Consider the following 14245-nt stretch of genomic DNA (forward strand, 5'->3'; position numbering starts at 1 on the left):
CTGCTTGTGAAGGCGCGGTGCCGTCGTCGAACCTTATCCAAAGTGGTGCAAAGCCGCGAAGGCGCCGCCATTTGCGCGTCCTGTCCTGTGCGCCCTCGATCCTGTGGGTGGCTTTTGGGGCTGGTCCTGTCATGGCTGCGGGGTCTAGGCTCCAAGACGACGGCGTGTGCCATGCACGCCCCGACCGTGGGTGGGTGGAACATCTTGGACGCCTTCGACAACAAGCAGCAACTGGACGCTTTGGAAGCTACTGCGAGGGATGCGGTCGAGGGGGAGGCGGCCAAGGGGAAGCCCGGGTTCAGCGGTCCGTACCACCACCCTGCGGCCGGTTGGGGAGCCGCCATGAGTGTGGGACGGATCCTGCTCCGTGAACGCACCCTGCTGGACGGCCCCAGGGCCATTTTCCGCATGAACCATGAGGGCAAGGGCTTCGACTGCCCGGGCTGTGCCTGGCCGGACGACACCAAGGGCTTGCACCTGGATATCTGCGAAAACGGGATCAAACACGTCACCTGGGAAATGACCCACAAACGGGTGGGCCCTGAGTTCTTTGCGGAGCATTCGGTGGAGGAACTGTCCGGATGGAGCGAATTCGAGCTGGAGAACAAGGGCCGGCTGACCGAGCCGATGGCCTACGACGCCGCCACGGACCACTATGTTCCGATCACCTGGGACGACGCCTTCGAGTTGATCGGACGCTCCCTGCGGGAACTGGACGATCCCAACCAGGCTTCCTTCTATACCTCCGGCCGGCTGGGCAACGAGGCGACGTTCCTCTACCAGCTCCTCGCCCGGGAACTGGGCACCAACAACCTGCCGGACTGTTCAAACATGTGCCACGAAGCCAGCGGCCGCGCACTCAAGGCAGCCCTCGGCACGGGCAAGGGGACAGTGGACCTGGCGGACTGGGAAGCCACCGATGCCCTGTTCATCATGGGCGTGAATGCGGCCTCGAACGCGCCCAGGATGCTGACCGCGCTGGCGGAAGCACACCGCCGCGGCGCGCAGATCGTGCACATCAACCCCTTGGTCGAAGCCGCCGCGAGCCGCACGATCGTTCCGCACGACATGCTGGACATGGCCGTCTTCCGCTCCACGAAGACCAGCACCCTGAACCTGCAGCCGCGCATCGGCGGGGACATGGCACTGCTGCGCGGCATGGCCAAGGCGATCCTGGAAATGTCCGCCACCGACGCCAAGGCGCTGGACAAAGAGTTCATCGAACGGCACACGGCCGGTTTCGAGGAATACCGTGCAGTATGCGAGGCCACCACCTGGGATGACATTGAGCTGCAGTCCGGGCTGTCCCGGGCTGACATCCTCAAAGCCGCCCGCGTCTACCGCAAAGCCGACCGCAGCATCATCAGCTGGTGCCTGGGCATCACCCAGCACGAGCATGGCGTGGACACCATCCGGGAAATCGTCAACGTCCTGCTGCTGCGCGGCAACCTGGGCCGCGAAGGCGCCGGACCCTCGCCCGTGCGCGGACACAGCAATGTCCAGGGCAACCGGACCTGCGGCATCGACCACCGGCCCGCCGAGCAGTTCCTGGCCCGGCTGGACGAGGTATGCGGTATCGAATCCCCGCGCGGACACGGCCTGGACACGGTAAGGACCATCGAAGCGATGCACCGCGGGGACGTGAAGGTCTTCGTAGGCATGGGCGGAAACTTCGCCCTCGCGGCCCCGGACACCCCTTACACCCAGGCCGGACTCCGCAACTGCGAGCTGACGGTGCACGTGAGCACCAAGCTCAACCGCAGCCACCTCGTCCACGGGCGCCAAGCCCTGATCCTGCCCTGCCTCGGCCGCACCGAGAAGGACGAACAGGCCGAGGGGCTCCAGAGCACCTCGGTGGAGGACTCCATGAGCATGGTCCACCTCTCCGTCGGCATGAAGCGCCCGGCGTCTCCGCTGCTGCGCTCCGAACCGGCCATCATCGCCGGCATCGCCAAGGCCGCATTGCCGGAAAGCAAGACCCCCTGGGACTGGTACGTGGGAGACTACGACCGCATCCGGGACACCATGTCCAAGGTGCTGGATGGCTTCGAGGACTTCAACCGCCGGGTCCGGCTTCCCTTGGGTTTCCGGCTCAAGCAGCCCGCACGGGAACTCGTGTTCGGCACGCCTTCCGGAAAGGCCGGCTTCTCCGCCGCGCCGCTGCCGGACGTCATCCCGGCTTCGGGAACCATCGCCCTGGGAACCATGCGTTCGCACGACCAGTGGAACACCACGATCTACTCGGACAACGACCGCTACCGCGGGATCAAGAACCTGCGCACCCTGGTCTTCATGAACGCCCAGGACATGGCAGAACGGGGCATCAAGGAACTCGACCCCGTGGACATCGTCAGCACGGCGAAGGACGGATCCGTGCGCTCGTTGGAGGGCTACCTCGCGATCCCGTACGACATTCCCCGCAGCTGCGCGGCCGGTTACATGCCGGAGATGAACGTCCTCTGCGCGATCGGCGACTACAGCACGCAAAGCGACCAGCCGATCATGAAGCACCTCAAGGTCACCATCACGCGGAGCGCCTGATCCTAAAGCCCGACGGCGGCACCCGGCCTTGCTGGTCAAGGTGCAGTGCCGCCGTCGGGCTGTTAACTCGGGCTGCTAAGCCGCGGGCCGGCTCACGAGCTGGATGAGGTTCCCGCAGGTATCGTCCAAAACGGCGGTGACGACGGGGCCCATGGGGGTCGGCGGCTGAGTGAAGGCGACGCCCTTTGCTTCGAGTTCCTGGTGGGCGGCCTCGACGTCGTCAACGGCGAAGGACGCAGCCGGGATGCCGTCCGCCACGAGCGCCTGCTTGTAGGCTTTCGCCGCGGGGTGCTGGTCCGGCTCGAGCAGGAGCTGGGTGCCCTCGGGTTCGCCTGCGCCGACCACGGTCAGCCATCGGTAATCCCCGACCGGCACGTCTTCCTTGGGGACGAATCCCAGCTTTTCGGTGTAGAACTCCAGGGCCTTGGCTTGGTCGTCGACAAAGACGCTGGTCACATGGATCCTGGCCTGCATGGGCATCTCCTTGCTCGGGTTCTCGGTTCCGGCTGTGTGTGCCGATCCTACGGTCCCAGATTAGGGTGGGAGGCTGTAGTCATGGATGAATCAACGGAAGCCGACCGCGTCATCATGGCATTCCAAAATGCCATGAGCCACATGCAAGATCCTGCGATCGTGATTCAGGCGCTGTGGGCAGACACTGCCCACAGCGCTCATTTCCTATCTGAAGAAGTACGACCGGGGAATCTCCTGGCTCGGCATCTCTTCGCCACCATTTCCTGAGCTTCCCGGGGTGTAGCCGAGCTTCTTTGCATGCTCCGCGGAACCACCGAAACAGGCGCGCAAACGCCCGACGCCGGTCCCCACCGAAAGGCGGGGACCGGCGTCGGGCGCTAAACCGAAAGAAGCGAAAAACTAGGCAGTGACAGCCAGGGCGTCGATCTCGACGAGCATGACCTCGTGGGGCAGGTCGACGAAGACCGTGGTGCGGCTGGGGAGCTGGCCGCTGGGGACGTTCTCGTTGATGAACTCGCCGTAGACCTCGTTCATGGCGGCGAAGTCGTCGCGGGTGGTGAGGTAGACGCGGAACATGATGACGTCTTCCACCGAGGAACCGCCGGCTTCGAGGATGGCTTTGACGTTCTCCAGGGTGCGGCGGGTCTGGACGCGGACATCGCCGTCGCCGATGTACTGGTTGGTGGCCGGGTCCATGGGGCCCTGGCCGGACACCTGGAACAAGCCGCCCTTTTTCACGCCCTGGGAGAAGGTGTGGGCCGGTGCGGGGGCGTTCTCGGTACGGACGATGGTCTTGGCGCTCATGCTGCGTTCCTTTCAGGTGGGGTCCAGCCGAGATCTTGTGAAATGGCTGCGGTGGTTGCTTTCAGTTCGGGGAGCAGGCCCATCAGGCCTTCGTAGTCGAGCATGACAATCGGCACGGAGCAGGATGCCGCCGCAACGACGGCGCCGCTCGCGTCCCGGATGGGGGCCGCGATGCAGTGCACGAACGCTTCGTGTTCGGCGTTGTCATGGGCCCAGCCCTGGGTCCTGACCACGTCCAGCTCGGCCAGCAGGGCCTCGGGGGAGGTAAGGGTGTTCTCGGTGACTTTGACGTAGTCCAGTTCCGCGGCGATCTTCTCCTGCCGCGCGCGCGGCATGTCCGCCAGCAGGACCTTCGCGACGGCGGCCGAGTGCAGCGACGCCGTGAGGCCGATCCGCGAATACATCCGCACGGGGTGGTGGGACTCGAACTTGTCGATGTACACCACGTCCTTGCCTTCGAAGGCCGCCAGGTGCACGGTGTGCCCGGTGCGGGCATTCAGCTCGGCCAGGTGCGGGCGCGCCACCTCGCGGATGTCGCGCTGCTCCAGGGCGAGGGAGGACAGCTCGAACAGCTTGGAGCCGAGGCGGAAGCGCTGTTCGTCATCGCGCACCACCATGCGCTTCTCCTCCATGGCGTGCAGCAGGCGCATCACGGTGGTCTTGTGCACGGAGGAGCTGCGGGCGAGCTCGTCCAAGGTGGCGGGCTTCGCGGCGAGCTCGTTCAGGAGGTCGATCGCGCGGAGTAGGCTCTGGCTCACGGTGCCACGCTCCCTTCGGCCGGGGCCTTTGCCTGGCCGGCATCTGACGCCGCCGGCACGTCGAAGTGGCCCGGGCTGACCCGGATCCCGGCCCATTGCTCATCGCTGCATTCCAGGATTGCTGCGAGTTCATCCGCGTCGGGGAGCGGTCCGCGGTCTCCGTGCACGGTCAGCGTGCAGGCCGCGGCGGCGTGCCCGCGGCGCAGGCTGGCCTTCTGGCTGAGCCCGAACAGCACGCCGCTGAGGTACCCGGCGGCAAAGGAATCTCCCGCGCCCACCGGTTCCACCACCTCCACGGAGAGCGCCGGCACTTCGTCCCGGCCGCCGTCGCGGTGCAGCGCGATGGCGCTGATCGCCTCGTTCTTGATGACAACGACGGCGGGATCCGGCATGAGCGCGCGGAGCTCGCCTTCGTCCGTGGTGCCGAAGGCGTGCCCGGCTTCGTCCTTGCCCACCAGCACGATGTCCGCGAGGTTGGCCAGCTGCCGCAGCACCGACTTGTCCTGCCCGGCCCAGAGCGCGGGGCGCCAGTTGACGTCGAAGGTGATGAGGCGGCCGCTGCGCGGAGCCTTGAGCAGGACCTCAAGGAGCGCACGGCAGTCGGCGGACAGCGCGGCGGTGATGCCGCTGAGGTGGATGAGCCCGGCTTTGCCGATCAGCTCGGCAACCGCCGGATTGGCCAGGGTGGCCGGGGCCATGGCGGACGCGGCGGAACCGTGCCGGTAGTACAGGACCGAGCTGCCGGCGTCGGGATCGGATTCCTGGGCGGGGACCTTGACGTACAGGCCGGTGGGGAGGCCGGGGTCCACCTCGACGCCCGTGACGCCCACACCGTGGTCCCTGAGGTCTTCGATGATCCGGGTGCCGAATCCGTCGTGGCCAACGCGGCCCACCCAGTGCGCGTCGAGGCCCATTGCGGCCAAGCCCATAGCGACATTGGACTCGGCTCCGCCGATGCTGCAGTGCAGTTCCTCGGCCCGGTGCAGGGGGACCCCGTTCACGGGGGTGAGCATGGCCATGGTCTCGCCGATGCAGACAGCTGTTGGCATAAAGCTCCCCTTACTTCAGGTATACCGGGGCCTTGACGCCCAATCCGGGACCATGTTAGACATATCTGCAACAGCTTTGCAACCAGCGTTGCAAAATACGCAACGCAGATCCTTGGTGTGCCGGACAATGACCGACCGGCCCCGTGAAGGGAACAGATTGGTGAACATGTCCACCTCCGAAGCCGGATCAACAGCCCCCGCCATAGCCGCCGACGCCGTCGCGCGGCTTTCTGCGACCTCGCTGAGCTGGCGGCACAAAGCCGTGCCCGCTGACGCGAACGGGACGACTGCCGGCGACTTCATCCATGCGTGCCATACACTGGCCGAGCTCCAGACGCCCCTGCTCACGCTTGACGGCCGCGCGCTGGAAGCCAACGCCGATCGGCTGGCCGCCTGGTGCGTCGAAAAGGGCGTGAAACTCGCCCCGCATGGCAAGACCACCATGGCCCCGCAGCTCTGGGCCGAACAGCTGGAACGCGGCGCCTGGGGCATCACCCTGGCCAACTTCGCCCAGCTCCGCGTGGCCCGCGAATTCGGCGTGCGCAAGCTGCAGCTGGCCAACAGCCTCACCGATCCGCACGCCATCGAATGGGTCGCCTCGGTCACCGGACCCGGGCAGCCTGAAAATGCAGGCCAGACCATCCTGTCCTGGGTGGATTCCGTGGCCACGGTGGAGCTGATCGGCCGCACCCTTGAAGCCGCCGGAAGCAGCGCCGTGCTGGACGTCCTGGTGGAGCTCGGCGCCCACGGCGGACGCACCGGCGCCCGCGGAATCGACGCCGCCCTCGAGGTGGCCCGCGCCGCGGCGGCCTCACCGCATGTGCGGCTCGTCGGCGTCAGCGGCTACGAAGGCTCCCTCGCGCACACCGCCGACGCCGATGCGCTCGCCGCGGTGCGCGGTTACCTGGGGCAGATGCTGGAGCTGCACGAGCAACTGCTCGCGGACGGGCTCTACGGCTCGGACGAGCTGATCGTCACCGCCGGCGGCAGCGCCTACTTCGACGACGTCGTCGACGTCCTCTCACCCTGCATCACGGAAGGCGACGACGCCGGCCCGAAGGTCGAGCTGCTCATCCGCAGCGGCGCCTACATCATCCACGACGACGGCTTCTACCGGGTGATCTCGCCGTTCTCCCGGCACGGCGGGCAGCCCTTCAGCTCCGCCATGCACGGCTGGGCCCGCGTGGTATCCCAGCCGGAGCCCGGCCTGGCCCTGCTCGACGCCGGCAAACGCGACCTTCCCGTGGACGAAGGACTGCCGCGCCCGCAGCTGATCGGACCTGCACTCGGCGGACCCATGACCCCGCTGGAAGGCGCCGAGATCACCGCGGTGAACGACCAGCACTCCTTCCTGAGCTTCGACCCCGCCACCACCACGGTTCAGCCGGGTGACGTGGTGCGGCTGGGCCTTTCCCACCCGTGCACGGCCTTCGACAAATGGACGCTGATCCCGGTGCTGGCCGATACGGATGGTGACCAGACCGTCGTCGACCTCATCCATACCTTCTTCTAGGAGCCATGATTCTTGTGGAGAACAGGATGAAGACCCTCATCAGCAACGCCGTCCTCATCGACGGCACCGGAGAGCCCCGCCGGAACGCGGACGTCCTGGTGGACGGCACCAGCATTGCAAGGATCGCCGACGCCGGCAGCCTCACCGCGGCCGGGACCGGCGCCGGGCGCACCATCGACGCCACGGGACTGGTCCTCAGCCCGGGCTTCATCGACATGCACGCCCACTCGGACCTGCAGGTGCTGGTCACCCCGGAGCACTATGCCAAGCTCAGCCAGGGCGTCACCACGGAGCTCCTGGGCCAGGACGGGCTGTCTTACGCACCCGTGGACGACGCCACCCTGTCCGGCATCCGCCAGAAAATCGCCGGCTGGAACGACAACCCGGAGGACTTCGACTGGGACTGGCGCACCGTGGGGGAGTACCTGGACCGCCTGGATGCGGAGTTCGACGGCGGCCGGATCGCCACGAACGCCGCCTACCTCGTGCCGCAGGGCACCGTCCGGGCGCTCGTCATGGGCTTCGACGAAGGCGAGGCCAGCCCGGAACAACTGGAGCAGATGCGCGAGGTGGTCCGGACCGCGATGGCGGAGGGCGCCGTCGGAATGTCCTCCGGGCTGACCTACACGCCCGGCATGTACGCCACCACCGAGGAACTCGGGGCGCTGTGCAGCGTGGTCGGCGAGCTGGGCGGCTTCTACGCGCCGCACCACCGCTCCTACGGCAAGGGAGCCCTCGCCGCCTACGCCGAAATGATCGGGCTGAGCCGGGACACAGGCTGCGCCCTGCACCTGTCCCACGCCACCATGAACTTCGCCGAGAACAAGGGCCGAGCGGGTGAACTGCTGGCCCTGATCGACGAGGCCCTGGACGCCGGCGTGGACATCACCCTGGACACCTACCCGTACCTTCCCGGCGCCACCACCCTCTCGGCGATCCTGCCCAGCTGGGCCTCCTCCGGCGGCACCGACGCCACCCTCGACCGGCTCCGCGATCCGGAAGCTTCGGCGAGGATCCGGGAGGCCGTGGAAATCTACGGCTCGGACGGCTGCCACGGCGTGGTGGCCGAATGGGACACCCTGGAAATCAGCGGCGTGCAGAACCAGGCGCTCGCCGGCTACGTGGGCCGCACCATTGCTCAGATCGCGGAGGACGAAGGCCGCGAACCGTTCGAGGTCTTCACCCGGATCCTGCTCGATGACCGCTGCGGCACCGGCATCCTGCAGCACGTGGGCCACGAGGAAAACGTCCGCGCCATCATGGTGCACCGCACGCACACCGGCGGCAGCGACGGACTGCTGGTGGGCGGCAAGCCGCATCCGCGGGCGTGGGGCACGTTCCCGCGCTACCTCGGCCACTACAGCCGGGAGCTGGGCCTGATGAGCCTGGAGGAAACCGTCCACCACTTGAGCGGCCGGCCGGCCGCGCGGCTCAAGCTCGACCGCCGCGGCCTGGTCCGCGAAGGCTACGCCGCGGACCTGGTCCTCTTCGACCCGGAGACCGTCCGCGATACCGCCACCTTTGAAAACCCCCGCCAGCCGGCAGCCGGCATCCACTACGTGTTCGTCAACGGCACGGCAGTGATCGACGGCGGCCGGCCCACCGGTGCCCGGGCCGGCCGTGCCTTGCGGCGCAGCCCCGACGGCCGCACCCGAACAACCCCGACAGAAGGTATCCACGCATGACTCCCGAAGAATTCATACAGCAGCTGGAGGCGGACCGCACCCTCGCCGTCGTCCGCGCGCCCGGCATCCCGGACGCCGCCGAGCTGTGCCACGCCCTGGCCTCCGGCGGCATCCGCTCCGTGGAGCTGACCTTCACGACGCCGGACGCCCTCGCCCATGTGCGCCGCGCAGCGGACACCGCCGCGGAGCACGGCGCCGCCGTAGGAATCGGCACCGTCCTCACCGCGGACCAGGCCAAGGCCGCCATCGACGCCGGCGCGAAGTTCCTCGTCACTCCGGGCCTCCGCCCGGAGGTGGCCGAGGTGGCCGTCAAGGCGGGCATCCCGTTCAGCCTCGGCGCCATGACCCCCACGGAGGTGGCCCAGGCCCTGGACCTCGGCTCGGCCGCGGTGAAGATCTTCCCCGCCCGCCAGCTTGGACCGGTGTACCTGAAGGACCTTCAGGGACCTTACCCGGGCATCAAGCTCCTGCCCTCCGGCGGCATCGACGCCTCCAACGCCAAGGGCTACCTCGACGCCGGAGCCGCCGCGGTCTGCTGCGGAACCAGCGTTGTGCCCCCCGCCGCTGTCGCCGCCGGCGACTGGGCAGACATCTCAGCCAGGGCCGCCGCGTTCACCGGCGCCCTCAAGTAGGAACCCACCGGAAAGGAAGATCAATGAATGAATTCCTGGACTGGCTGCGGCACGACACAGCTGGCCTGCTCCTGCTCGCGGGCGTGGGCATCGCGCTCCTGCTTTTCCTGATCATCAGGCTCAAGGTCGAACCGTTCATCGCCCTGGTGGGCACCAGCGTCCTGGTGGCCCTCGTGGGCGGTGTGACCGTCGAAGCTCTTGTCGGTTCACCCGTCAAGAGCGGCGACGCCCTCATTGAAAAGGGCTTCGCCGGAATCCTCGGGCACATCACCCTGATCATCGGCCTCGGCACGGTGCTGGGCGCCATCCTCGAACGATCCGGCGGCGCGGAGGTGCTGCTCGGCAAGCTCGTGAAGGTCTTCGGCGAAAAAGGCACGCCGATCGCCATGGGCGTCACCGGCTTCGTGCTCGGCATTCCGGTCTTCTTCGACATCGGCATCTTCGTCCTCGCGCCCCTGGTCTACGTCGCTGCGGTGCGCGGCGGGAAGTCACTGGCCCTGTACGCCCTGCCGCTTCTCGCCGGCCTCTCCGTGACCCACGCCTTCCTGCCCCCGCACCCCGGCCCCGTGGCCGCGGCCGGGCTCTTCCACGTCGAACTGGGCTGGATCATCATCATGGGCCTCGCCTGCGGCATCCCGGCTTGGTTTGCCTCCGGCATTCTCTGGGGCACCTGGATCGGCAAGCGCGTGAGCGTCAGCGTCCCCGAAGACCGCGTGATCCCGGAGGCCGAGGAAGCCAAGGGGCACGAGCCGCCCATGAGCCTGGTGGCCCTCGCCATCGGCCTGCCCATGCTGCTGATCCTCGGCGCGACCTTCGGCAACGTGTTCCTGCCCGCGGGCGCCCTGCGCGACGTCTTGGTCTTCCTGGGCAACCCGGCCATCGCCCTGACTGTCGCCGTGGCCCTGTCCATGTGGCTGCTCGGCATCCGGCGCGGCATGTCGGCCAAGGACCTGTCCGACCTCAGCTCCGCCTCCCTGAAGCCGGTGGGCATGATCCTGCTGGTGGTCGGCGCCGGTGCATTCTTCGGAGCCGTGCTCTCGGCAACCGGCGTGGGCAAGGCCGTCGCGGACACCCTGGCCACGGCCGGCCTCCCCGTGATCCTTTCCGCGTACGTGATCGCCTGCGGCATGCGTATCGCCCAAGGTTCGGCCACCGTGGCCATCGTGACCACCGGTGGCATCCTGGCCCCGGCCCTCACGTCCGGGCATTACTCGCAGCCGCAGCTCGCCTTGATCGTCATGGCGATCTCCTCCGGCTCGATCATCGCCAGCCACGTCAACGACGGCGGCTTCTGGATCATCTCCAAGTACTTCAACATGTCCGTCAAGGACACCCTGAAGACCTGGACCGTGCTGGAAACCGTGCTCTCCGTGGTCGGTTTCGGCATGTCGGCGCTGCTGTACCAGTTCGTCTAGCATTTGCCAGCCCCCGACGGCGGGTGGCCACCTCCGGCGCGTTTGCCGCCCGGGTGGCCGCCCGCCGTCGTGCGTTAACGGCACAGCCTGCGTGGGGGGCGCCTGGGCGCTTCAGCGAGGCGGCCGTTGGTTAACAGCGGAGGTGACGCCCGGTCCCTGGGCCAGGTCTCGTGGTTAATCCTGCAGATCAGGAGGGGTCGGAGGCCTCCAGCCCGCCTGATCTGCAGGAGCAATGGCCCAAAGGGGCCTCGTTTCAGGGCCGGGGCGCCGTGGGCAGGGGCCTTGGCTGGGGCTTAAACAAAGGAGCTCCGGAGTGCGTTATTGGGGGATACGCACTCCGGAGCAGCCTTTGGGCAGGTGCCTTGCGGTTCCTGCTGTCATTCAGCTTACGTGCCGATTTCCCGCACCGCCACCACCTCGAATAAGTACTTTTGCTTTAGTTTCAACCGACCTGTTTTGGCTTTCCGGGTCGTCTTCAGGCGGTTCCCGGGCGGTTCACGTGGAGGCGGGACCGTCCTCGCGGTCCTCGTCCATCTCGTCCCCGGCCCGGTGTGCGTGCCGGGTCTGGACTGCCTTGGCGAGCGGCACGATCAGCACCGGCCGGCTCTGGTGATGGCTCAGCCAGGACGCCACCGAACCGTTCAAGGCCTCGGAAATCCGGTGCCCGATCCCGGGCTCAGGGCTGCCCACGATGATCATGGAGGCGTTGATTTCCGCTGCCAGCCGGCCGATCGCGCGGGCGGGGTCGCCGGCCAGGAGCCGCAGGGTCCATTCCAGCCCGGTGCCCTGGGCGAGTTCGGTGATGCGTCCCTTCAATCCTTGGCGCATGGCGGCGATGTCGGCGTTGTCCTTTTCCGGGTGCAGTGACAAGCGGTGGGTGTCCCGGGCGGGGTCCCATTCGACGAGATAGCTGGCCTCGTCCACGTAGGCGCACACCAAGGGTGCGTCGAGGCGCTGGGCGAAGGTGGCTGCCGTCTGGAACACCTCGGGATGCTGCTCGGGCACGATGCCGAGAAGCAACGGGGCCCGTCCGCTGAAGCCGTCAGACATACTCAAATTGTCGCGCGACGCCAGGCCAATGAACAGGCCGGGCCGCCGCCGGATACGCAACAGGCCCCGCCCGGCAATGATCCGGACGGGGCCCTGGCGAAGCGGGAAGGTCACATGTTTCTGTAGGACGCCGCCATCGAGACGCTGACGATCACGATGATGATTCCGACGACAATTCCGAGGTAACCGATCACCAGGCCCGCGATGGCCAGCCCGCGGCCGCCTTCGCCGGTGTTCTTGATCTGGTTCAGGGCGATGTGCCCGAGGATGACGCCCAGGAGGCTGATGAAGAACGAGGAAACGAGGGCGGCGATGGCCAGCCCGTTGGTCTTGGGCGGTTGTGCCGCGTAGGTGATGGGTTGCTGGTACTGGGGTGTGCTCATGGAATGGAGATCCTTTCGATCCGGACGGTGTGGGTCCCCCGTGCCCGCGCTGTGCGGAACGGCAGGATCAAGCTACCAATTCCTGCGGCAATTGGGCATACCGGCGGCGCAAATATTTCCGGACGGGAGCGGGCATTTTCCGGGTCCGGGGCTGTCCCGGCTATTGCTGCGCCCACGGTGCGGGCCTAGCGTTAAGGCACAGAAAGGGGTGGTCCGCATGGAGATCTTCATGTGGTGGCTGGATCTGGACCTTGAACACAAGGAATGGCTGCGGGAAAACCTGCGCGTCACGGAGCTGCCTTTGACGGTGCTCCAGGGAATCGCCGAAGCGGGCGGACCGCATCCGGACGATCCCGCCGGCGGGCTGAGCGCAGCCGACTGGGACTTCATCGAGACCCAGTCGGAGTTCGTGGATTAGGTGTTCCTGGGTTAGGTGTTCCTGGATCATGCGGACCGGCGGGCCGCCGGAAAAAACCGTTGCGGCCCGCTGGTGCGGGTGGTTGCATGGGGACCATGGCTAACGCAGAGAGTTACATCTTGGCGATCGGGACCAAAAAGGGCTTGTGGCTGGCGCACAGCACAGACCGCAAGGAATGGTCCCTCACCGGCCCGCACTTCCTCATGAGCGAGATCCCCAGCATCGGGATCGATACCCGTGGGGATTCCCCGCGCATCATGGTCGGCGTGCGGTCCGAGCATTGGGGGCCCACCGTGGCCCACTCCGATGACCTTGGCGCCACCTGGACCGAACCGGAACAGGGCGCCATTTCCTTTCCCTCAGACACCGAGGCCGCGCTGGAGCGCATCTGGCAGATCTACCCTGACGCCGAGTCCCGGCCCGGCGTCGTCTGGGCGGGCTGCGAACCGATTTCCGTCTGGAAGTCCACCGACGGCGGCGAGCACTTCGAGCTGAACCGCGGCCTGTGGGACCACCCGCACCGCAGCGAATGGGGTGCCGGCTATGGCGGCGCGGCGGCCCACTCGATCGTGGTGGACCCTTCCGGCGAGAAGGTGCACATCGCCATGAGCACCGGTGGCGTCTACAGATCGCTCGACGGCGGTGCCTCCTGGGAGGCGCGGAACAAGGGGATTTCGGCCTACTTCATGCCGGATCCCAACCCGGAGTTTGGCCAGTGCGTGCACAAGATCGCCGCGGATGCCGCCGTCGAGGGCCGGCTTTACGCGCAGAACCACCACGGGGTGTACCGCACGGATGACGGCGGCGAGAACTGGGAATCGATCGCGGAGGGGCTGCCGGCCGATTTCGGTTTCGTGATGCTCACCCACCCGCGCCGGTCCGGCACCGCCTGGGTGGTTCCGATGAAGGCCGACGGCGAGCGGATCCCGCCGGACGGCCGGCTCGCCGTGCACCGGACGGACGACGCCGGCGGCACCTGGAAGCGGCTGGACACCGGTTTGCCGGACCACGAGTACAACGCGGTGCTCCGTGACGCCGCGTCGGTGGACACCGCCGAGCCGGTGGGCGTGTACTTCGGCACGCGCGGCGGCGAGGTCTACGCCAGCGCGGACGAGGGCGAAACGTTCCGGGAAGTGGTTTCGCACCTGCCGGACGTGTTGTGCGTCCGGGCAGCGGTTCTGGATGGTGCGGCGGTTCCGTCCGGCGCCGCAGTCTAGGAGCGGTCTTGCCTGACATCACCGTGGTGTTGCCGAGTGTCCTCCAGCCTCTCGCCGGCGGGCAGTCCGTACTGACTGCGCCCGCCGGCGGGGCCGTGACTGTGAGTGCGCTGCTTGACGCAGTGACCGGGGACTACCCGGTGCTTGCCCGGAGGCTCCGGGACGAGACCGGTGCCCTCCGCCGTTACGTGAATATTTACGTCAACGGCGAGGAGGTCCGGCGCTTGAAAGGCTTGGATACCGAAGTGGCTGCCGGCCAGGAGGTGTTGATCATCCAATCCGTGGCCGGCGGTTGAAACAGTGGGG

General features: G+C 67.3%; 15 protein-coding genes. 9 read left to right on the plus strand and 6 right to left on the minus strand.

Features of this window, described 5'->3' with window-relative positions:
* Nucleotides 1–171: 171 nt before the first annotated feature.
* Nucleotides 172–2541 (plus strand): FdhF/YdeP family oxidoreductase, encoded by a 2370-nt coding sequence (locus ACNQPB_RS04825; protein WP_498749550.1) that lies wholly within the window; start codon nucleotides 172–174, stop codon nucleotides 2539–2541.
* 75 nt (nucleotides 2542–2616) lie between these two features.
* Here the strand turns inward: ACNQPB_RS04825 and ACNQPB_RS04830 are convergent, their stop codons facing one another.
* Complete coding sequence (locus ACNQPB_RS04830; RefSeq protein WP_498749551.1) at nucleotides 2617–3015, minus strand: VOC family protein; 399 nt, start codon at nucleotides 3013–3015, stop codon at nucleotides 2617–2619.
* An 81-nt stretch (nucleotides 3016–3096) separates the two neighbouring features.
* Here ACNQPB_RS04830 and ACNQPB_RS04835 point away from each other — a divergent pair, with 81 nt between their 5' ends.
* The gene (locus ACNQPB_RS04835) at nucleotides 3097–3282 is read left to right on the plus strand and encodes a hypothetical protein (RefSeq protein WP_498749553.1); all 186 of its coding nucleotides are present in this window, start codon (nucleotides 3097–3099) and stop codon (nucleotides 3280–3282) included.
* Between the two features lie 132 nt (nucleotides 3283–3414).
* On the opposite strand, the gene ACNQPB_RS04840 is transcribed toward ACNQPB_RS04835, so the two are convergent.
* From ACNQPB_RS04840 to ACNQPB_RS04850, 3 genes are read right to left on the minus strand one after another with little or no spacing between them, the layout of a single operon-like run.
* The gene (locus ACNQPB_RS04840) at nucleotides 3415–3819 is read right to left on the minus strand and encodes a RidA family protein (RefSeq protein WP_498749555.1); all 405 of its coding nucleotides are present in this window, start codon (nucleotides 3817–3819) and stop codon (nucleotides 3415–3417) included.
* Nucleotides 3816–4577, minus strand: a complete 762-nt coding sequence (locus ACNQPB_RS04845) for an IclR family transcriptional regulator (protein ID WP_498749556.1) — start codon at nucleotides 4575–4577, stop codon at nucleotides 3816–3818. The genes ACNQPB_RS04840 and ACNQPB_RS04845 overlap by 4 nt, the downstream gene beginning before the upstream one ends.
* A complete protein-coding gene (locus ACNQPB_RS04850; RefSeq protein WP_498749557.1) occupies nucleotides 4574–5626 on the minus strand; it encodes a sugar kinase in 1053 nt (350 codons plus the stop codon). The genes ACNQPB_RS04845 and ACNQPB_RS04850 overlap by 4 nt, the downstream gene beginning before the upstream one ends.
* A gap of 166 nt (nucleotides 5627–5792) precedes the next feature.
* Here ACNQPB_RS04850 and ACNQPB_RS04855 point away from each other — a divergent pair, with 166 nt between their 5' ends.
* The 4 genes from ACNQPB_RS04855 to ACNQPB_RS04870 are packed head-to-tail and all read left to right on the plus strand — an operon-like array spanning nucleotide 5793 to nucleotide 10871.
* Nucleotides 5793–7139 carry a type III PLP-dependent enzyme domain-containing protein gene (locus tag ACNQPB_RS04855; protein ID WP_498749559.1) on the plus strand — a complete coding sequence of 449 codons (1347 nt, stop codon included), beginning with the start codon at nucleotides 5793–5795 and terminating at the stop codon, nucleotides 7137–7139.
* A gap of 26 nt (nucleotides 7140–7165) precedes the next feature.
* A complete protein-coding gene (locus ACNQPB_RS04860; RefSeq protein WP_498749953.1) occupies nucleotides 7166–8824 on the plus strand; it encodes an N-acyl-D-amino-acid deacylase family protein in 1659 nt (552 codons plus the stop codon).
* Entirely contained in the window at nucleotides 8821–9456 is a 636-nt protein-coding gene (locus ACNQPB_RS04865) for a bifunctional 4-hydroxy-2-oxoglutarate aldolase/2-dehydro-3-deoxy-phosphogluconate aldolase (RefSeq protein ID WP_498749560.1), read from the plus strand. The genes ACNQPB_RS04860 and ACNQPB_RS04865 overlap by 4 nt, the downstream gene beginning before the upstream one ends.
* 23 nt (nucleotides 9457–9479) lie before the next feature.
* Entirely contained in the window at nucleotides 9480–10871 is a 1392-nt protein-coding gene (locus ACNQPB_RS04870) for a GntP family permease (RefSeq protein WP_498749561.1), read from the plus strand.
* 495 nt (nucleotides 10872–11366) lie between these two features.
* On the opposite strand, the gene ACNQPB_RS04875 is transcribed toward ACNQPB_RS04870, so the two are convergent.
* Both ACNQPB_RS04875 and ACNQPB_RS04880 read right to left on the minus strand, forming a co-directional pair.
* Entirely contained in the window at nucleotides 11367–11921 is a 555-nt protein-coding gene (locus tag ACNQPB_RS04875; RefSeq protein ID WP_498749563.1) for a universal stress protein, read from the minus strand.
* 110 nt (nucleotides 11922–12031) lie between these two features.
* Complete coding sequence (locus ACNQPB_RS04880; protein WP_498749565.1) at nucleotides 12032–12304, minus strand: DUF4190 domain-containing protein; 273 nt, start codon at nucleotides 12302–12304, stop codon at nucleotides 12032–12034.
* 217 nt (nucleotides 12305–12521) lie between these two features.
* Here ACNQPB_RS04880 and ACNQPB_RS04885 point away from each other — a divergent pair, with 217 nt between their 5' ends.
* From ACNQPB_RS04885 to ACNQPB_RS04895, 3 genes are all read left to right on the plus strand, one after another.
* On the plus strand, nucleotides 12522–12722 hold the full coding sequence (locus tag ACNQPB_RS04885; RefSeq protein ID WP_498749566.1) for a hypothetical protein: 201 nt from the start codon (nucleotides 12522–12524) through the stop codon (nucleotides 12720–12722).
* Between the two features lie 86 nt (nucleotides 12723–12808).
* Nucleotides 12809–13939 carry a WD40/YVTN/BNR-like repeat-containing protein gene (locus ACNQPB_RS04890; RefSeq protein ID WP_498749568.1) on the plus strand — a complete coding sequence of 377 codons (1131 nt, stop codon included), beginning with the start codon at nucleotides 12809–12811 and terminating at the stop codon, nucleotides 13937–13939.
* Nucleotides 13940–13947: 8 nt separating this feature from the next.
* Entirely contained in the window at nucleotides 13948–14235 is a 288-nt protein-coding gene (locus tag ACNQPB_RS04895; RefSeq protein ID WP_498749569.1) for a MoaD/ThiS family protein, read from the plus strand.
* The last annotated feature ends 10 nt before the right edge of the window (nucleotides 14236–14245 follow it).

Origin of the sequence: Curtobacterium sp. LFS079 (genome assembly GCF_047977865.1) — a bacterium.
Classification (GTDB): Bacteria; Actinomycetota; Actinomycetes; order Actinomycetales; family Micrococcaceae; genus Arthrobacter.